General features: G+C 68.6%; 16 protein-coding genes and 1 riboswitch. Of the genes, 9 read left to right on the top strand and 7 right to left on the bottom strand.

Going from position 1 to position 17,895, the window contains the following annotated elements:
* Positions 1 to 48: 48 nt before the first annotated feature.
* Positions 49 to 1,242: an acetyl-CoA acetyltransferase gene (locus PFX91_RS05310; protein WP_285729835.1), complete on the bottom strand. Its 1,194-nt coding sequence runs from the start codon at positions 1,240 to 1,242 to the stop codon at positions 49 to 51.
* Positions 1,242 to 2,630 carry a hydroxymethylglutaryl-CoA synthase gene (locus PFX91_RS05305; protein ID WP_285729833.1) on the bottom strand — a complete coding sequence of 463 codons (1,389 nt, stop codon included), beginning with the start codon at positions 2,628 to 2,630 and terminating at the stop codon, positions 1,242 to 1,244. The genes PFX91_RS05310 and PFX91_RS05305 overlap by 1 nt, the downstream gene beginning before the upstream one ends.
* A gap of 147 nt (positions 2,631 to 2,777) precedes the next feature.
* Between PFX91_RS05305 and PFX91_RS05300 the strand changes: the two genes are divergently transcribed.
* From PFX91_RS05300 to PFX91_RS05290, 3 genes are read left to right on the top strand one after another with little or no spacing between them, the layout of a single operon-like run.
* On the top strand, positions 2,778 to 3,983 hold the full coding sequence (locus PFX91_RS05300; RefSeq protein ID WP_285729831.1) for an acyl-CoA dehydrogenase family protein: 1,206 nt from the start codon (positions 2,778 to 2,780) through the stop codon (positions 3,981 to 3,983).
* Positions 3,980 to 5,008 (top strand): TIGR03617 family F420-dependent LLM class oxidoreductase, encoded by a 1,029-nt coding sequence (locus PFX91_RS05295; protein WP_285729829.1) that lies wholly within the window; start codon positions 3,980 to 3,982, stop codon positions 5,006 to 5,008. Before PFX91_RS05300 ends, PFX91_RS05295 begins: the two co-directional genes overlap by 4 nt.
* A complete protein-coding gene (locus PFX91_RS05290; RefSeq protein WP_285729817.1) occupies positions 5,005 to 5,484 on the top strand; it encodes a nuclear transport factor 2 family protein in 480 nt (159 codons plus the stop codon). The genes PFX91_RS05295 and PFX91_RS05290 overlap by 4 nt, the downstream gene beginning before the upstream one ends.
* 348 nt (positions 5,485 to 5,832) lie before the next feature.
* On the opposite strand, the gene PFX91_RS05285 is transcribed toward PFX91_RS05290, so the two are convergent.
* The gene (locus tag PFX91_RS05285) at positions 5,833 to 6,132 is read right to left on the bottom strand and encodes a DUF2637 domain-containing protein (protein ID WP_502888260.1); all 300 of its coding nucleotides are present in this window, start codon (positions 6,130 to 6,132) and stop codon (positions 5,833 to 5,835) included.
* An 864-nt stretch (positions 6,133 to 6,996) separates the two neighbouring features.
* On the opposite strand from PFX91_RS05285, the gene yicI reads away from it, so the two are divergent.
* Together yicI and PFX91_RS05275 are read left to right on the top strand one after the other, a co-directional pair.
* The gene (gene yicI, locus PFX91_RS05280; protein WP_285729816.1) at positions 6,997 to 9,330 is read left to right on the top strand and encodes an alpha-xylosidase; all 2,334 of its coding nucleotides are present in this window, start codon (positions 6,997 to 6,999) and stop codon (positions 9,328 to 9,330) included.
* Positions 9,331 to 9,497: 167 nt separating this feature from the next.
* A complete protein-coding gene (locus PFX91_RS05275) occupies positions 9,498 to 9,719 on the top strand; it encodes a calcium-binding protein (protein ID WP_285729815.1) in 222 nt (73 codons plus the stop codon).
* A gap of 108 nt (positions 9,720 to 9,827) precedes the next feature.
* Here the strand turns inward: PFX91_RS05275 and PFX91_RS05270 are convergent, their stop codons facing one another.
* The 3 genes from PFX91_RS05270 to PFX91_RS05260 all read right to left on the bottom strand — a co-directional run bounded on the left by PFX91_RS05270 (position 9,828) and on the right by PFX91_RS05260 (position 12,731).
* Complete coding sequence (locus PFX91_RS05270) at positions 9,828 to 11,069, bottom strand: phospholipase D-like domain-containing protein (protein WP_285730083.1); 1,242 nt, start codon at positions 11,067 to 11,069, stop codon at positions 9,828 to 9,830.
* Positions 11,070 to 11,216: 147 nt separating this feature from the next.
* Positions 11,217 to 12,002 carry a class I SAM-dependent methyltransferase gene (locus tag PFX91_RS05265; RefSeq protein ID WP_285729814.1) on the bottom strand — a complete coding sequence of 262 codons (786 nt, stop codon included), beginning with the start codon at positions 12,000 to 12,002 and terminating at the stop codon, positions 11,217 to 11,219.
* Between the two features lie 138 nt (positions 12,003 to 12,140).
* Positions 12,141 to 12,731, bottom strand: a complete 591-nt coding sequence (locus tag PFX91_RS05260; protein ID WP_285729812.1) for a class I SAM-dependent methyltransferase — start codon at positions 12,729 to 12,731, stop codon at positions 12,141 to 12,143.
* Positions 12,732 to 13,178: 447 nt separating this feature from the next.
* Here PFX91_RS05260 and PFX91_RS05255 point away from each other — a divergent pair, with 447 nt between their 5' ends.
* Both PFX91_RS05255 and fdhD read left to right on the top strand, forming a co-directional pair.
* A complete protein-coding gene (locus PFX91_RS05255; RefSeq protein WP_285729811.1) occupies positions 13,179 to 13,997 on the top strand; it encodes an HAD-IIB family hydrolase in 819 nt (272 codons plus the stop codon).
* A gap of 158 nt (positions 13,998 to 14,155) precedes the next feature.
* Entirely contained in the window at positions 14,156 to 15,040 is an 885-nt protein-coding gene (fdhD, locus tag PFX91_RS05250) for a formate dehydrogenase accessory sulfurtransferase FdhD (protein ID WP_285729810.1), read from the top strand.
* Between the two features lie 16 nt (positions 15,041 to 15,056).
* Here the strand turns inward: fdhD and PFX91_RS05245 are convergent, their stop codons facing one another.
* On the bottom strand, positions 15,057 to 15,371 hold the full coding sequence (locus tag PFX91_RS05245; protein ID WP_285729809.1) for a DMT family transporter: 315 nt from the start codon (positions 15,369 to 15,371) through the stop codon (positions 15,057 to 15,059).
* Between the two features lie 34 nt (positions 15,372 to 15,405).
* Positions 15,406 to 15,472: riboswitch (guanidine-III (ykkC-III) riboswitch) on the bottom strand.
* Between the two features lie 339 nt (positions 15,473 to 15,811).
* Here PFX91_RS05245 and PFX91_RS05240 point away from each other — a divergent pair.
* Both PFX91_RS05240 and PFX91_RS05235 read left to right on the top strand, forming a co-directional pair.
* Entirely contained in the window at positions 15,812 to 16,210 is a 399-nt protein-coding gene (locus PFX91_RS05240) for a DUF485 domain-containing protein (RefSeq protein ID WP_285729808.1), read from the top strand.
* Complete coding sequence (locus PFX91_RS05235; protein WP_285729807.1) at positions 16,207 to 17,892, top strand: monocarboxylic acid transporter; 1,686 nt, start codon at positions 16,207 to 16,209, stop codon at positions 17,890 to 17,892. The genes PFX91_RS05240 and PFX91_RS05235 overlap by 4 nt, the downstream gene beginning before the upstream one ends.
* Positions 17,893 to 17,895 lie beyond the last annotated feature (3 nt).

Raw genomic sequence — 17,895 nt, 5'->3', positions numbered from 1 at the left:
GGGGCCGGTACGTTCTCGTACCGGCCCTCCCGCCGACGCACACCGTGCTCAAGCCCCGGGCGGCCGAGAGGACACGATGGTGACCGCACTGACCAGGTCACCCGGGCTGCCGCCCTGGTTCTGCACCAGGCCGAAACCCGGAGTGGGGACCTGTCGGTCACCGGCTTCACCTCGGAACTGAAGCCACATCTCGAAGAGCATTCGCAGCCCGCTCGCCCCGATCGGGTGACCGAAACTCTTCAGACCACCGTCGATGTTCACCGGGAGCGAGCCGAGACGGTCATAACGACCGTCCAGGACGTCACGCCAGGCCTGTCCACGCTGGGAGAACCCGAGTTCCTCCATGAGGACGAGTTCGGTCGGGGTGAAGCAGTCGTGCACCTCGGCCAAGGAGACCTCGGTGGCCGGGTCCGTGATTCCCGCCTGGGCGTAGGCGATCTCCGCGGACACACGCGATTCGGCGAGGTCCGAGTAGTCGTAGTCACTGTCGTTACGTCCGGTGCCCGAGCCGGCGTCCAGCGCCAACGCGTGCACGTAGAGCGGACGATCGGTGTACTTGAGCGCATCCTCGGCACGGACGATGACGGCAGCGGCTCCACCGTCGGCGACGCCGGAGCAATCGAAGATGCTGAGGTCACCCGCCAGGGCCGGCGCGGAGGCGATGGTCTCCTTCGGCGTCGCCTTGCGGAACTGGGCACGCGGGTTGAGCGCGCCATTGGCGTGGTTCTTCCAGGCGATGTGCGTCATCGCCTCCTTGACCTGTGCCTCACTGACGCCGTAGCGACGGGCGTAGGCCGGCACGATCATCGAATACATCGCCGGGGCGCTCAGGACGGGCGGCGTACCGTCGTTGGGCACGCTCGGCATCTCCAGCCCGGAGTAACCGGCGTCCTTGAGCTTTTCTCCCCCCACCGCCATGACCACGTCGTAGGCGCCCGAAGAGACCGCGTAACAGGCGTTACGGAACGCCTCGGAACCGGTGGCGCACATGTTCTCGACCCGGGTGACCGGCTTGTGCCGCATACCCAACGGTCGGCTCAGGGTGAGGCCGGAGACGCCGGAGGTCATCGCCCCCAGCCAAAAGGCGTCCACCTGTTGGAGTTCGAGCCCGGGAACGCTGTCCACCGCCCCGTGGGTCGCCTCGATCAGGATGTCGTCGACCGAAAGGCTCCAGTGCTCACCGAACTTCGTGCACGCCATCCCCACGATGGCGACGGGATTCTTCAGCGCATGGGTGGCCATCAGCAGTCCTCTTCTCGGTGCGGACGCACCTTCCAGATGTAATTACGCACCTTGTTGCCCGCGACTCCGGCCACACGGAACGTCGGCTCCACGGGATCTCCGATGTTGACGGCCTGGTCCACCGCGTCGGCCAACTCGAACTCGAATCGTCCGCCGCCCTCGAAGTCGACCGCGGCGACCTTGGCCGGAAGCTGCACGGACTCGGAGAGCCAGTCATCGGTGAGGGTCGCCACGTGTGCCGGAACGCCGATCATCGGTTCCGGTACGGAGGCGTCACGTGAGTTACACCGCAGACAGATCCGACGCGGTGGAAGGTTGCGGTAGTCGCACTCGCGGCACCGACTCGCGACGAAGCCGAACTTCCACTCGCCGGTGCGTCGCGAAGCCGGGGGAACCGGCGGCTTCATGTCGGGGCGTCGCGCAGGCTCACGTGGGAGCAGGCCCCGCCAGGTCAAGAAGTCGGCGTAGGAGACCTCCACGGTCGACGTATCGAGGTTCTCCAACCCGCTCTTTCCGGGGCGGTGCCGCTCGGTCATCCGGAAGACGAAGGCGTCCGCGCCGTCCACCACGCTCATCGCCAGCACCAGGTCGCCCGGTGCGGCCGCGTCGAAGGCGGCGACGAGACCGACGCCGAGGTCGGCGGCACCGGCGTACCCCAGATCCGACACGACCCCCAGGTCCGCCTGCCCCGCGCTGAACTTCTTCTTCAGTGCCGCCCGTGTCCGCGAGTGCGGTGTGCTGATCACGACCTTACGGAGGTCTTCGGGGGCGACCCCGCAACGGTCGAGCACCTCGTCGAGAGCACGCTGCCCCAAAGGCACGTACTCTTCGGCGCCGAAGCGGTCCTCCCAGGTACGAATGCGTGCTTCACCGGGCTCGCGCCAACGTTCCAGCAGCTCCCTGGTGATCGACACGCTCGCGACCAGTTCCGCCACCGCCCGCGGACCCACCACGAACCCGGCAGCGGCGTCGGCGCCTTCCGACTCGTCCGCGGAGCCGGGCAACGCGTAGCGCAGATCGGCGGCGGCCACGACGGCGTTGCCTTCGGCCAGGCCGGCCCGCAACGCACCCGCACCGCCCCGGAGCGCACCGCCGACGTCATAGGCCGCGCACGTTTCGGGCAACCCACCGGCGACCGCGACGGTCGCGGCATTGGACTTTTCCAGGTAGGCCGGCGACGAAGTGGCGAACCACAGCGACCCGTCGATATCGCCGTCCGCACCGATCGCTCGTCGCACCGCCGCGACGGCGAGCGTCGTGCTGTCCTCGTCGTAGGAGGCGACCGGGCGGACACCGCGTCTCCTGGGGGCTTTGAGCGTCTTCCCGATGGCTGCACGATCCAGGCGGCCGGTCGGGACATAGACGGCGTAGGACTCGATGCCGACCACGCGACCTCCGTTCTGCCGTCTCCTCCGGGAAACAGCATTTCAATCAAGCACTTGCTTTGCTACTGTAGGTGCCCCCATCCACCACCGCAACCATGAGGGGAAGCAGCGCGACACCAAGCGGTGACACGGGATCTGATCAGGAGAGGCATGAGCGAACCAATGGGGCCTTCGGGACTCGACGAGTTCAGGCGCGAAGCGACCGAGAAACTCGCCGGGTTCGCGGAGCGGCGACAGAAGGAAGCAACACGCTGGGGGGTCGGAGACGACCGCGTCTCCGTGGTCGCGGAACGTTCCGAAGGCGAAGCCGAGGAACTGAGCGCGCTACGCCGATACCGTTCCTACCTGGCCGAACACGGGCTCGGTTGGGTCGAAGGGCCCCGGGCCTTCGGCGGTCGCGAACTCTCTCCGGCGCATGCCGCCGTCCTACGCGAGGTCGAGTCGGAGTTCGACCTCCCCGATGACTCGTACGTGCGCTTCAGCGTCTCGACCCTCACACCGACACTGCTCGCGCACGGCACCGAGGAACAGCGGCGTTCCTGGCTGCCCCTCCTACGTTCCGCGGAACTGATCGCCTGTCAGCTCTACTCCGAGCCGGGGGCGGGGTCGGATCTGGCGGGACTGACGACCCGCGCGGTCCGTGACGGCGAAGGCTGGCGCGTCTCCGGCCAAAAGGTCTGGAGCTCCGGCGCGCACTACAGCGATGTGGGTCTGTGCATCGCCCGCACCTCTCCCGACAAGCCCAAGCACTCCGGCCTCACGACCTTCCTGCTGGATATGGACTCACCCGGGGTCGAGATCCGACCGATCCGGCAGCTCACGGGCGGAGCCTCCTTCGACGAGGTCTTCCTCGACGACGTCTACGTACCGGACGAGCGACGCATCGGCGAGATCGACCAAGGGTGGTCCGTGGTCGTCACCTCCCTACTCAATGAACGCTCGGCCATCGGTACCGAGGTGGGCGTCGACGAGGCACTCGTCGAGCGACTCCTCGACCTCGTACGCCACGTCGGTACGCCCATCGACGCGCAGACCCGGGACGCCGCGGCGCGGATCGCCGTTCGTGCCTGGGCCGCACGACTGACCACCGCACGTTTCTTGGAGGGCGGCGGCACCCCCGGTCCCGAACTCGCCCTCAGCAAGCTGCTCGCCACCGACCTACTGCGTTCCATGAGCGATCTGGCCGCCGACGTCCTCGGCGCCGCCCATGTCGCCGATTCCGGTGACTGGGGGACCTACGCCTGGTCCGAGCTGACACTCGGCCTCCCCGGGTTGCGGGTCGGCGGGGGGACCGACGAGATCCTCAAGAACACCGTGGGCGAGCGGGTTCTCCACCTACCGAAGGACGCACGATGAAGATCGACATGGGTTTGATCGGTTCCTCGGCGTTCGGCTGCGGACCTGCCGCGGCCGAAGCCGAACGCCTGGGCTTCGACGGTGTCTGGGCCAGTGAGAGCGTCACCGACGCGTTCTTGCAGTCCCAGGCCGCTTTGATGTCGACGAAGGACATCAGCGTCGGTACCGCGATCGCGGTGGCCTTCGCCCGCAACCCGATGTCGACCGCGTACTCGGCCTGGGAATTGGCGGCGATGTCGGGGGGAAGGTTCACCCTGGGGTTGGGAAGCCAGGTCCGGGCTCATGTCGAACGCCGATTCTCGATGCCTTGGGGCGCCCCGGTCGCCCGCATGCGCGACTTCCTTCAGGCATTGGACGCGATCTTCACCGCCTGGAGGGAGGGGACCCGCCTCGACTACCAGGGGCGGTACTACCAGCACACCCTCATGACCCCGGTCTTCACCCCGCACCACCACGAACACCGGATCCCGACGATGATCGCCGCGGTCGGGGCGAAGATGACCGAACTCGGTGGTGAGCTGTGCGACGGGCTGCTGCTGCACGGCATGACCACGACGACCTACCTCGACGAGGTGACCCTCCCCGCTTTGGAGCGAGGCCTTGCCGCCTCGGGACGGAAACGCTCCGATGTGGAACTCTACGTTCCGCTCTTCATGGTGATGGGCGACACCGAGGAGGAAATCGCCGAACGCGCACGCGAAGTACGCGGGCAGATCGCCTTCTACGCCTCGACCCCCGCGTACCGCCCGGTCCTGGAAAGCGTGGGCTATGGCGAACTCCAGCCCGAGTTGCAGGCGATGTCGCGCGAGGGTCGCTGGTCGGAGATGGGCGCACAGATCGACGACACCCTGCTCCACGAGATCGCACTCGTCGGTTCGCCCGAGGACATGCCGCGCCTGTGCCGGGAGCGGTACGCCGGGCGGCTGGATCGCGTGTCCTCCTATTACCCCTGGCCCGGCGACGACCCCGACCGACTGCAAGAGATCCTCGCGGGCTTCGCCGAAGAGACCGAGGAGGACCGATGAACCCTGCCGACCTCAACGAACTACTGGACCGTTCCCGTATCGCCGACACGCTGCACGCCTACAGCCGCGGGGTCGACCGTTGCGACATCGATCTGCTGGTCGACCTGTTCACCGAGGACGCCCGCTTCGACTATGGCCACGGCAACATCACCCGCGGGCGCGAGGCGCTCACCGAGCTCTTCAAGGCGGCCACCGGCCGGTACACCGCTACGAACCACCATTGTTCGACGATCAACCACCTCTCCCTGGGTGAGGGCAGAGCCGAGACGATCACCTACGTGTACGCCTTTCACGAGAACACCGAGACCGACCTCCAACTGCACGTTTGGGGCAACTACGAGGATCGGTTGGTCGATGAGGGCGACCGGTGGCGGATCGAAGAACGCCGGGTGCGGATAGCGGGCGTCAAAACCGTCTCGGGCGAGGAGTTGCCGGACCGCTTCGAACGCTACCTCCGGGGTGGGCCCCTCCCCTGAGGCACGCCGGGTCTTCGAAGTACCGGCCGTCCACGCGGCACCCAAGGTCAGGACTTCGGTCTTGGCCTTCGGTGCTTACAGGGCACCCTCGAAGAGGGCACCGTCGCAGCGGATTTCTTCGGGATCTCGCTTTCGCCGCTTCCACGGGAGTGCCCCGCGTGCGGGGACCCCGTTCACGGCGCCCGCCGATCCGTCGCCGGTCGCCTTCATCGATCCCCGAGAAACCCCTGGCTCCCCGTTCACCGTGCGTTCTCGGTCGGTCCGCGATCACCACTGGCCAGGACAGACGGCGACCGGCCTCGTCCCCCACGACGACCGGATGAAGACAAGGGCGAACATGAACAAGAATCATCGGGTGAAGCCGGTCCTGGTAGGCGGAGCGGAGGAAGGGACGACGGATCGTCGTACCGGTGAGAGGGCGGCATCGGTGCCCAAGCCGCACCGCAGCCGGTGCCCGAGTGCGTTTCCGGTGGCGAGCGGGCCGGTCCGGGCGCTCCGTGGTTCCGGCATCCTGGCCCTGACGCTCGTCGCTGAGCAGGCGACGATCACGCCGTCCACCGACAAGGGGAACAGGACCGCGCGCCGCTCGGGTTCGCCATGGCGCGGAGCGAGTTCGTACATGTGCGGGTAGGACACCAGCGCAGCGATGCCCGCGGGGCATCGACATGGCGACGGTGGTCGTCCGGCGGGGCCGGCGAAAAGGTCTCATCCTCGGTCACTCCCGTCTCGGGGCGAAGCCTCGCGGGTGGAGAGGGTCGTTCTCCCCCGCCGAGTTCGACCCCTTTCCGGTCTCGGTTCGCTGCCCTTCACCGGGGTACGGCGAAGTACGCCTTCTCAGGTCGGAACCCCGGCGAACCTCCTTGAACGAACCGTGCTCGCTCTCCTGAGGCGGGTGCCGCAGGTTCGCATCCCGCCGGGGCCGCCCTCATGACCTGGGGCTTCTCTTTCACGAGGGGCCCCAGTCCCGTTTCGGGGTCCGGTTCCGCGAGTTCCTCGCCGTGCCCCGGCAGCCGTGGCTGCGCCCGTGCGGCGACACCCGTCTCTCCTCTCCCGTCGTCCGGCGGGCGCGCCGCGACACTCCCGTGCGCGGCCGAGGAGCCGCCGGATCGTCCTGGGATCGATGTCCGGGGCGGTCCGCCCCGTCTTCACGCCCCGAACGCCCCCGCACATCCCGCCTCGCCCCGTTCCGAGAACCGAGCGAGAGAGGGTTGTCACCGAAAATGCCGTTCCGTACCATGTCGGACGTTGTCGAAGCGCTTCGACAACCCTGTTCCAGGCGCTTCGACTCCCGGAGGGACGGATGCACGCACACCTTCACCCTCCGCGACGGTCGGACCGCGCATCGAGGCCCGGGACGCCGTCGGATCCCCGGCCGCACCCTCCTCCCCGCGCGGTACCCACGCCGCCACGCGAAAGAACCCGCGGTCGCCGAGATCCCCGGCGACCCGACCGAGCGACCCGTCGCCTCACCTCCGGCGATCCGGGACGTAAGACGAAAGGTGAAGGCCGTTCATGAAGTTCACCGATGGTTTCTGGCTGATGCGAGAGGGCGTCCGCGCGCACCACGCGCGCGAGGTGCGCGACGTCCGGGTGCACGGGGACCGGTTCACCCTCTACGCCCCGGTGCGCTCGGTGGCTCACCGGGGAGACACGCTCAACACACCACTGATCACGGTCGACTGCTGGTCGCCCGCTCCCGGTGTGATCGGCGTCCGGACCACGCACCTGTCGGGCTCGGTCCGCCGCACCCCCTCGTTCGAGGTCCACGGTGGTACCGGCCCCCCGCCCGCGGTGCGACGGGACGACTCCACCATCGAGTTGAGCAGCGCGGGCCTCTCCCTGCGGGTGGCCACCCAAGGCCCCTGGCTGATGGAGTTCCGCGCCGGGGACGCCACACTGACCAGGGTCGACGCCAGGGGCACCGGCTTCGTCGAGGACGCCGACGGCGCCCATCACATGCTCGGCCAACTGTCCCTGGGCGTCCGCGAACTCGTGTACGGCATGGGCGAGCGCTTCACCCCGTTCGTGCGCAACGGCCAGACCGTGGACATCTGGCAGGCGGACGGCGGCACGAGCAGCGAACAGGCCTACAAGAACGTGCCGTTCTACCTGACCAACCGTGGCTACGGCGTCTTCGTGGCGCACTCCGGACCGGTGTCCTTCGAGGTCGGCTCGGAGTCGGTGGGGCGCGTGCAGTTCAGCGTCGAGGACCACTCCTTGACCTACTACGTCGTTCACGGGGCCGACCCGAAGGAGGTCCTGGACAGGTACACGGCGCTCACCGGGCGTCCCGCGCTGCCCCCGCCGTGGTCTTTCGGACTGTGGCTGTCCACCTCCTTCACCACCTCCTACGACGAGGACACGGTGAACCGCTTCATCGAGGGCATGACGGAACGTGACATCCCGCTCAGCGTGTTCCATTTCGACTGCTTCTGGATGCGCGAGTTCCACTGGTGCGACTTCGAGTGGGATCCCGATGTCTTCCCCGATCCCGTCGGCATGCTCTCGCGACTCAAGGCCCGGGGGCTGCGGACCTGTGTCTGGATCAACCCCTACATCGCCCAGCGTTCCGCGCTGTTCGAGGAGGGGGCGAGACTGGGACACCTGGTCCGCCGACCGGACGGGACCGTGTGGCAGTGGGACATGTGGCAGGCGGGGATGGCCCTGGTCGACTTCACCTCCCCCGACGCGCGCGCCTGGTACGCCGACAAGCTGAAGTCCCTCCTCGACATGGGCGTGGACTGCTTCAAGACCGACTTCGGTGAACGGATCCCGACCGACGTCGTGTGGTCCGACGGTTCCGACCCACAGGGCATGCACAACTACTACACGCAGCTCTACAACGCGACGGTGTTCGACCTGCTGCGCCGTGAGAGGGGCGAGGGGGAGGCCGTGCTCTTCGCGCGCTCGGCGACGGCGGGCGGTCAGAGCTTCCCGGTCCACTGGGGCGGAGACTGCGCCTCCACGTTCGAGGCCATGGCGGAGAGCCTGCGCGGCGGCCTGTCCCTGGGGGTGTCGGGGTTCGGCTTCTGGAGCCACGACATCGGCGGTTTCGAAGGAACCCCCGACCCCGCGCTGTTCAAGAGGTGGCTCGCGTTCGGCCTCCTCTCCTCGCACAGCAGGTTGCACGGCAGCCGCTCCTACCGTGTGCCGTGGGAGTTCGACGACGAGTCGACCGTCGTCGCCCGTGCCTTCGCCCGCCTGAAGTGCCGGCTCATGCCCTACCTGTACGGGGCGGCGGTGCAGGCCCACGAACGAGGCGTGCCCGTGATGCGCGCGATGCTGCTGGAGTTCCCCGACGACCCGACCTGTCATCACCTCGACACGCAGTACATGCTGGGCGAGGACCTCCTGGTCGCTCCCGTGCTGAGTCCGGACGGCTCCGTGGAGTACTACGTCCCCGAGGGGGTGTGGACCCACCTGCTCACAGGCCGGACCGTGCGGGGCCCGGCCTGGCGCCGGGAGGTCCACGGCTTCGACTCCCTGCCCCTGTTGGTCCGGCCCCACGCGGTCCTGCCCGTCGGCGCGGTGGACGGACGTCCGGACTACGACTACACCGACGGACTGACCCTGCGCGTGTACGGAGCCGGGCATCGGGCCCCGCGGACGAGCACCGTCGTACCGGCCGCCGACGGTTCCGCGGCCGTGGTCTTCCACACCACGCGTTCGGAGGACGGGGTCACGGTGGAGGCCCGAACCCCTCCTCCGCACGGGTGGAAGGTCCTCCTCGTGGGGGTGCGCGACGCGGGGCCGGTCGACTCCCCCATCGAGGTCACGGGGACCGACGACGGCGTCCTCGCCACGGTCCCCGCCGGTGTCACCCGTCTTCGTCTGCGTCTGCCCTGACCGGCTCGGGGCCCGCCGCCGGCCCCCCGTGGGGCGGACGGGCCCCATGGGCGGCCGGTTCCCCGAACGGAACGACGACACGCCCCCTCACCCACCGTGTCCACATGACATCGAGGCGGGGCCGAACGATCATGGAAGGAAAGTACAGGCAGGTCAGGGGAGGTCGGATGACGCGCGCACAACGCTCCGAGGACGAACGGCCGGAGGAGCACGAGGAGACCAGGCCGCCCGCGCGGCAGCGGGGCGCCTCACCCTCCGCTATCGCGGGAGCGCTCCATCGCACACCCCACCCGGGCCCCCAGCACTGGGGCGGCCCTCGCCCCCGCAAGACCGAGCCGGACCCGTTCTTCTCTCAACGTCTGGGACCGCCGCCCCCTCGCCGGCCCTGACCTCGGTGTCGGGCCGCGCCGGGGCGTGGCCGAGTCACCGGGGTCGGCCCCTCGGCGGAATCCGCCCGCGTGGAGGTGTCGTCTCCGCGCGCGGGAACGACGGCTCCGTCACAGGAACGGCCGCCAGGGGGCCAGGACGGCCTCCCCGAACCTCGCCAGGAGCGAGCGTTCCTCCCACTCCCGCGCGGTCAGTTCCCGGCAGTTGGTGAGGTCGTTGGCGAAGACCTCCTCCAGGTGCCTGGCCACGCCTTCGTCGAAGATCTCCACGTTGACCTCGTAGTTGCCGATCAGGCTCAGCCGGTCCACGTTGGCGGTGCCGATCGTGGACCAGCGGCCGTCCACCGTCGCGGTCTTGGCGTGCACCATGGCGTCCTGGTAGAGCCACAGCCGCACCCCTCCGCGCAGCATCACCGCGTACTGGCTACGGGATATCCAGTCCGCGACGGCGTGGTTGGAGTTCTCCGGTACGAGGACGTGGACCTCCACCCCCCGTTCCACGGCGTCGAGCATCACCCGTTGGAACTCCCGGTCGGGCATGAAGTAGGCCTGGGTGAACAGCACCCTCTCCTGGGCCCTGTCGACCGCCTCCAGGAACATCGCCCGGATGGGGTAGATCAGCTGTTCGGGGACGTTGCGGTGCACGCGAAGGTGCGCGTCCCAGTCGGTCTCGCCCAGGTTCTCCAGCTCGGGGTGGTGTGGGCGTCGGTTCATGTTCCAGAAATCGATGAAGGCGTTCTCCAGCTCCCACACCGCCGGGCCGGACATCCGCATGTGGGTGTCACGCCAGTCGGTGGCGTACAGCGCCCCGATGTTGTATCCACCGACGAACCCCGCCTCACCGTCGATGGTGAGGATCTTGCGGTGGTCACGGCCGGACTTGCGAATGTTGAGCAGAAGGACCCCCGGACGGAAGGCCGGGTATCTCAGCACGTGGACGCTGGGAGGAAAACGGAAGAAGGAGGAGGGCACCACCAGGTTCGCGAAGCCGTCGTAGATCACGTACACCTCGACGCCCCGGTCGGCCGCCTCGATGAGCTCCTTCTTGAAGGTCCTTCCCACCCTGTCGTCCTTGATCATGTAGGACTCGAACAGGATGCGTTTTCGAGCTCCCCGGATCTCCGTGAGCATGTCCTCGAACAGGTCCTCACCGTAGGTGTAGACCGTGGCCTCGGTTCCGGTGTCCCCCACCGGGAACTCCGCCGGGGGCGTGCGTGGGAAGGGTGCTCGGCGGGGCATGGACTTCTTCCGCCAGTGGTTGATCCCCATGAGGGTCACCGCCACCGCGACCTGGGTACCGACCAGACCCACGAGCCCCCATTTGGCCACCGACACGATGGTGGAGCGTCGCACAGTCACCTCCCGAGCAGGATGATGTTCGCGGTGACACGAGCCCGACCCGGACGGGGTCGCGACACAACGTGGACATCAACCGTATCCCGCTACCCACTATCGGCGGTGAGCATCCTTTTCCGCTCAGGAGGAAACGGCGACTTCGCGCTAACCCCGGAGGCGGAACACCGCCATCTCCGTGGTGGGGCTCTCCCTACGGCGCCGGACCAGGCGCCGCTCCCACGGGTACAGGGCGGCGCCCGCCGCCCACCCGGTCGGCTCGGTCAGGGTGACCGCGCGCAGAGCGCCGCCCCACGCCTTGCGCCACGGCGCGGGGGCGTCCACCTGGGCGTTCATCAACACGAGCATGGGCACGCGGCGGATCAGGTCGAACCCGGCTCGTCCGGCGGCGTCCGTGATCCACTCCAGGGTCCGGTTGACCTGGTGCTCGCCGCGCTGCTCCGGACGTCGGAGGAAGTTCTCGGAGACCACGAGGAGGCCGCCGGGGCGCAGCACCCGGGCGAACTCGCCGAGGGCGCTGGTGTAGCGCTCGTCGTCGGTGATGTGGAAGAGCACGTCCATGCAGGAGACCGCGTCGAAGGCGTCGGCGTCGAACGCGTCGAGGTCCGCGGCGTCCTGTTGGACGAAACGGTGGTCGGGGAACCTGTGGCGTAGGCGCTGCACGGCCGCGTCGGTCATGTCGCAGCCGGTGACGTCGTCGACGCCCATCCTCGCCCACAGGTCCACGTAGAAGCCCGTTCCGCTGCCCACGTCCAGGACACGGTTCGGGACCGGGGCCAGGCGGGAGGTCTCACGCAGGAAGACCTCCTCGCGCACCCGGTACATCCACGTGTTGAAGGACCGGCCCAGAGCCCGGTATCCGACACCGCTCTCCGTCCAGTCGCCTTCGAGGCGGCGTTCCCAGAAGTCTCGCAGTTCGCTGTGCGTAGCCATGGGACAACTGTCACACCGGGTCGGGGCGAAGTCCCGTCGCAGCGCCGAGGAAAAAGTGACGAGGCGCCACGTCGCGGGTTTCGGACATCCGGCTGCCTCCGGGGCAGCGGACCGGATACCGCGTCGCCGGTTCGGCTCTCATCCACTCCGGTGGGCGGTGACCCGTTCGACGAAGCCCCACGCGGTCCGGTCGTGGTCGTCGACGGTGAAACCCACGTCGACGGCGACGTGCCGGGGAAGCCTCCGGGGCGACTCCTTACGCGTCTCGAACAGTCGGAAGGGCCGGCGGGTGTACTCGACGTGGTCCACCAGCAGCAGGAGCCCGCCCGGCCGCAGGACCCGGTGCATCTGCGCCAGGGCCCGGTACTGGTCGGGGATGGTGCACAGGGCGAGCGCGCACACGACGGTGTCGAACTCCTCGTCACCGAAGGGCAGGTCCTGGGCGTCGCCCTCCCGGAGATCGACCCGTCTTCCCAGTTCCGCCGCCCGCACCCGTGCCCGCGCCAGCATGCGGGGGCTCAGGTCCACCCCGGTGATCTCCACCCCGTCGGGGTAGTACGGCAGGTTGTGGCCGGTGCCCACCGCGACCTCCAGCACCCGACCGCGCGCCGCCGCGCACAGACGGGCACGGATGTCGCCGAGGACGAGCCGTTGTGTTCTCTCCCCCTTGTCATACCGTGCCGACATCCGTTCCCACCGGCTTCGTACACGTCTGGTCCGCTTGTCCATGGTGTCGCTCTCCGCTTCTCGCCAGGCGGTTCCAGTGTGGGACTTCGTGTCCCCACGAAGTCAAGGGTCAAGGAGACGGAGTCGTCCATCGACGAACCGGCCGCACCGTTGGGGTCGGCGACCCACGTCCCACGTCACCGGGGATCGGTGGGGGTGCTCGGTCCGTCCCGGCGCGTCGATGGACGGCACGGGTGCGCATCGGAGTTCCGCCTCCAGGTGGCGCCGACACTGTGGACGCGGGAGACGGGGTTCGGCCCGGCGCGGGTCCGCGCCGTACTCGGCCCCCGACGGGGCCGCGCGACACGCGTACCCGAGCGGGCGTCCCTTCACGGGCCGGATCCGGTACGTGCGTGTTCTCCGCCGACGCGAGGACCTTCAAAGGCGGCGGACTCCCTACCTGTGGGCGGGAACGTCCGGCTCTTCGTTTCGTGGGCGGCAGCGGCCATAATGCGCATCATGGCCTTTCCCCGTGTGATCGCGACCGACCTCGACGGCACCCTCCTCGGAGCCGAGGGCCTCGTCTCCGAACGTAACCGACGTGCCCTGACCTCCGCCGCGGACATGGGCGTCAAGGTGGTGATCGCCACCGCGCGTCCACCCCGGACCACCCGACACATCGCCGAACAGCTCCCCTGTGCCGCGGTGATATGCGGCAACGGAGCCATCGCCCACGTTTCGGGGGAGGACCCCCTGACACGGGCGATCGCACCGGAGTCCGCCGCCGTGGTGGTCGAGAAACTGCGCAACTCCCTGCCCGACATCGGCTTCGGGGTCGAGACCGGCACCGACTTCTTCCACGACTCCGACTACTTCGTGGAACCGTGGGTCCCCCACGACTGGGTGCGGGAGGTGCTGGAGACCACCGACGCACTCCTCGAGCGGGCCGTTCCGGTGACCAAACTGCTCGTACGGTGCCGGGACACTCCGGTGGACGTGCTGCACGAGGCCGCGACGGAGGCGGTCGGCTCACTGGCGGAGGTCACCTACTCGGGTGCCCACGGTCTGCTGGAGGTGAGCGCGCCGGGCGTGAACAAGGGCACCACCCTCGCCATGGTCTGCGACCGGTGGGGGATCTCCTCCGAGGACGTGGTCTTCTTCGGGGACATGCCCAACGACCTGGCCGCCCTGTCCTGGGCGGGCGTCGGGTACGCCATGGCCAGTGGGCGCCCCGACCTGCTCGACCCCGCCTTGGGACTACGGGTGGCCCCCGCCGGGCACGAGGACGGTGTGGGCAGGGTGGTCGAGGAACTCCTGGCCGGGCGCTGAGAACCCTTCGCGGCGCGCGTGGGATGCTGACCGGAGTTCCACGAGTCCGGACCGCTCAGGACGGGTAGCCGAACGTGGAGGGTCGGAGAACGGCCACGGTGTGCGCCTCCCGGCGCGGGTGGAGGGGTGGACCGGATGCAGCGGAAGGCGGTGCGCCGATGGGACGGATCACGACCCGGGAGAAGGTCCTGAGGATCAGGGACGGGATCACGGGCGAGCGCGTGGACACGCTCGTCGTGGAGGAGCCCCTGGAGATCAGGCTGGACGGCGAACCACTGAGCGTCACCATGCGCACCCCCGGCAGCGACTTCGACCTCGCGGCGGGGTTCCTGGTGGGTGAGGGCGTGGTCGGCGGGGAGGAGGAGGTCATCGCCATCCGCTACTGCGCCGGCGCCACGGAGGACGGTTCCAACACCTACAACGTGCTCGACGTGTCGCTGGCTCCGGGCGTTCCCCGTCCGGACACCTCCCTGGAGCGCAACTTCTACACGTCCTCCTCCTGCGGGCTGTGCGGCAAGGCGAGCCTGGACGCCGTGCGCACCCAGGCCCGGTGGCCGGTGGCCCAGGACGGACTGCGCATCGGTATGGACGTCCTGGTCTCACTGCCCGAGCGACTGCGCGGGGCGCAGCGCGTGTTCGACCGCACCGGCGGCCTGCACGCCGCGGGCCTGTTCACCCCGCGGGGCGAGCTGCTCGCCCTGCGCGAGGACGTGGGCAGGCACAACGCGGTGGACAAACTGGTCGGCTGGGCGCTTCGCTCGGGTCGCCTGCCACTGCGGGAGACCGTGTTGCTGGTCTCCGGGCGCGCCTCCTTCGAGCTGACGCAGAAGGCGTGGATGGCGGGCATCCCCATGATGGCCGCCGTCTCCGCGCCCTCCTCCCTGGCCGTGGACCTGGCAAGGGAGGCGGGCATGACGCTCGTCGGCTTCCTGCGCGGCGCCTCCATGAACATCTACACCGGAGGGCATCGGGTGCTCCTGGAGGAACCGTCCCCGGCCGAGCCCTCGACGACCTCCGGGGCGGGCGGTCCCTCGGACGGGTAGGCGCGGTGCCGACGACTCAGCTCAGGACCTTGAGCCCGATGACGCCCGCGATGACGAGCAGCAGGCACAGCGCCTTGGGAACGCTGAACCCCTCTCCGAGGAAGAACATGCCCACCAGGGCGGTCCCGCTCGCCCCGACGGCCACCCAGACGGCGTAGCCGGTCCCCACCGGGATGGTGCGCAGCGCGTAGGCCAGACCGGCCATGCTCACCACCATGGTGACCGCGAAGATCACCGACGGCCACAAACGGGTGAACCCCTGGGAGGCGCTGAGCGCGATCGCCCACGCGGTTTCGAAGAGCCCCGAGATCACAAGAACAACCCAGGCCATGGCCCGTTACCTCCGTGACGTGCGTGCGTACGTGAACGCGCCGTCTTGTCGTCACCGGGTACGGCGCACCTCGTCCGGGGTCCGGATCCCGCCGACGCGAGCGGATCGCGCGGCAGGCGGTGCCACGTAGGTTACAACGCCCCTGGCAGGGGCGGATTCCCGGGGTGGGCCGCGGCCTCCTTCCCTCCCGTGTCCGACGTCTTCCACCGGGCACGGACCCCTGTGCCGGAACGCCTCACCACTCGGCGACCGTTCGGCGCGTCACCCGACCGTTCGGCGCGCGCTGGGCGACCGCTCGACGCTCCTCCCCCGCGTTCGGCGCGCGCTGACGTGCGCACCCTCTTGTCGTGCGGTGTCCCTCCTTACAGTTCGAGGTAATGCAGATCACACGGTCGAGACACTCTTGTCACCGGCTGTCCGCCGATCCCCCGGAGGTTTTCATGTCAACGGACAGGCCCACGAAGGATCCGGTCCCGCCCCCCGGCGGCGGGGACGAGGCCGGGTCCATACGGAGCGAGGCCTACGTCGCGATGCACGGCGACCCGCGCTTCGTCGAACTCAAGAAGCGCCTCTATGGTTTCGTCTTCCCGATGAGCGTCGCCTTCATGGCGTGGTACCTGTTGTACGTGCTCATGTCCGCGTTCGGCCGCGGCGCCATGGGCACCATGCTCTTCGGCAGCGTCAACGTCGCCTTCGTCTTCGGCCTCCTACAGTTCGTCTCCACCTTCGGGATCGCGGTTCTGTACACCGGCTACGCGCGCCGCAAGCTCGACGTCCGGGCGACCGAACTGCGCGACGAACTCCACAACGGTGTGACGAGCAAGGAGGGCGGCCGATGATCCTCGCTCAGGAAGCGGTCGACACGGTCAGCGAAAGCAGCCGTATCGTCACCATCGTCCTTTTCGTCCTCATGATCGCAGCCACGCTCGCCATCACGGTGTGGGCCGGCCGCAACACCCGATCCGCCACCGACTTCCACTCGGGGGGCCGCGGCTTCTCCCCCCTTCAGAACGGTCTGGCGATCGGCAGCGACTACATGTCGGCCGCCTCCTTCCTGGGCATCGCCGGCATGATCGCCCTCTTCGGCTACGACGGCTTCCTCTACTCCATCGGGTTCCTCGTCGCCTGGCTCGTCGCCCTTCTCCTGGTCGCGGAACTCCTGCGCAACTCCGGCCGCTACACCATGGGCGACGTGCTGTCCTACCGTATGCGGCAGCGACCCGTCCGCACCGCGGCCTCGGTCTCCACCCTCGTGGTGTCGATCTTCTACCTGTTGGCCCAGATGGTCGGCGCGGGCGCGCTCATCGCCCTGCTGCTGGGCATTCAGCCGGGAGAGACCTTCCTCGGCATGGACGCCGCCACCGCCAAGATCGTCGGCATCGTGGTCATCGGCCTGCTGATGACGGTCTACGTGACCTTCGGCGGCATGAAGGGCACCACCTGGGTACAGATCATCAAGGCCGTCATCCTCATGGCCGGTGCCGCACTGCTCACCTTGCTGACCCTGTCGCTGTACGGGTTCAACCTGGGCGCCCTGATGACCGACGCCGCCAACGCCAGCGGCAAGGAAGGCTTCCTGGAGCCCGGTCTGCGCTACGGCGTGGAGGTCGCGGGCGACCCGCTCCAGACCATGTGGAACAAGCTGGACCTGATCAGCCTGGGCATGGCCCTGGTACTGGGTACGGCCGGTCTTCCGCACATCCTCATCCGCTTCTACACGGTCCCCGACTCCCAGAGCGCCAGGAAGTCGGTCAACTGGGGCATCGGCCTCATCGGCGTCTTCTACCTGATGACCCTGGTGCTGGGCTTCGGCGCCGCGGCCATCGTCGGCCACGAGGCCATCAGCACCCAGGACGCGGCGGGCAACACGGCCGCCCCGCAACTGGCCCAGGCGGTCGGTGAGACCATCGGCGGCGACATGGCCGGTGCCGTCCTGTTGGCGATCATCGCCTCCGCGGCCTTCGCGGCCATCCTGTCCACCGTGGCGGGCCTGGTCATCGCCTCCTCGTCCTCCATCGCGCACGACTTCTACAACTCCGTCCTTCGCGGAGGCAAGGCCACGGGGACCGAGGAGGTCAGGGTCGCGCGTATGGCCGCCCTGGGTGTGGGCACGGTCTCGATCGTCCTGGCCGTGTTCGCGCAGAACCTCAACGTGGCCTTCCTGGTCTCCTTGGCGTTCGCGATGGCGGCCTCGGCCAACCTGCCGACCCTGCTGCTCAGTCTGTTCTGGAAGCGGTTCAACACCTCCGGCGCCCTCTGGGGCATCTACGGCGGTCTGATCAGCGCCGTCGGCCTCGTCTTCTTCTCCCCCGTGGTCTCGGGTTCGGAGAGCGCGCTCATCCCCGACGCGGACTTCGCCTGGTTCCCCCTGCCCAACCCGGCCCTGGTGTCGGTGCCGATCAGCCTCCTGTGCGCGGTCGTCGGCACCCTGATGTCCAAGGAACGCGACTTCGACAAGTTCGCGATGCTCCAGGTCCGCGCTCTGACCGGCGCCGGAGCGGAGAAGGCGTCCGACCACTAAGAG

This window comes from Nocardiopsis sp. ATB16-24, assembly GCF_030271535.1.
Taxonomy (GTDB): domain Bacteria; phylum Actinomycetota; class Actinomycetes; order Streptosporangiales; family Streptosporangiaceae; genus Nocardiopsis.
Note: the sequence above shows the minus strand (reverse complement) of the source record. Positions and strands in the feature narration are given on the sequence as shown.

Bases quoted from the DNA above. Each gene is read 5' to 3' on its own strand.
- PFX91_RS05275 (WP_285729815.1), top strand. From the start codon at position 9,498: ATGACGCGCGCACAACGCTCCGAGGACGAACGGCCGGAGGAGCACGAG.
- PFX91_RS05310 (WP_285729835.1), bottom strand. From the start codon at position 1,242: ATGGCCACCCATGCGCTGAAGAATCCCGTCGCCATCGTGGGGATGGCG.
- PFX91_RS05300 (WP_285729831.1), top strand. From the start codon at position 2,778: ATGAGCGAACCAATGGGGCCTTCGGGACTCGACGAGTTCAGGCGCGAA.
- PFX91_RS05290 (WP_285729817.1), top strand. From the start codon at position 5,005: ATGAACCCTGCCGACCTCAACGAACTACTGGACCGTTCCCGTATCGCC.
- PFX91_RS05255 (WP_285729811.1), top strand. From the start codon at position 13,179: ATGCGCATCATGGCCTTTCCCCGTGTGATCGCGACCGACCTCGACGGC.
- PFX91_RS05240 (WP_285729808.1), top strand. From the start codon at position 15,812: ATGTCAACGGACAGGCCCACGAAGGATCCGGTCCCGCCCCCCGGCGGC.
- PFX91_RS05295 (WP_285729829.1), top strand. From the start codon at position 3,980: ATGAAGATCGACATGGGTTTGATCGGTTCCTCGGCGTTCGGCTGCGGA.
- PFX91_RS05260 (WP_285729812.1), bottom strand. From the start codon at position 12,731: ATGGACAAGCGGACCAGACGTGTACGAAGCCGGTGGGAACGGATGTCG.
- PFX91_RS05235 (WP_285729807.1), top strand. From the start codon at position 16,207: ATGATCCTCGCTCAGGAAGCGGTCGACACGGTCAGCGAAAGCAGCCGT.
- fdhD (WP_285729810.1), top strand. From the start codon at position 14,156: ATGGGACGGATCACGACCCGGGAGAAGGTCCTGAGGATCAGGGACGGG.
- yicI (WP_285729816.1), top strand. From the start codon at position 6,997: ATGAAGTTCACCGATGGTTTCTGGCTGATGCGAGAGGGCGTCCGCGCG.
- PFX91_RS05265 (WP_285729814.1), bottom strand. From the start codon at position 12,002: ATGGCTACGCACAGCGAACTGCGAGACTTCTGGGAACGCCGCCTCGAA.
- PFX91_RS05245 (WP_285729809.1), bottom strand. From the start codon at position 15,371: ATGGCCTGGGTTGTTCTTGTGATCTCGGGGCTCTTCGAAACCGCGTGG.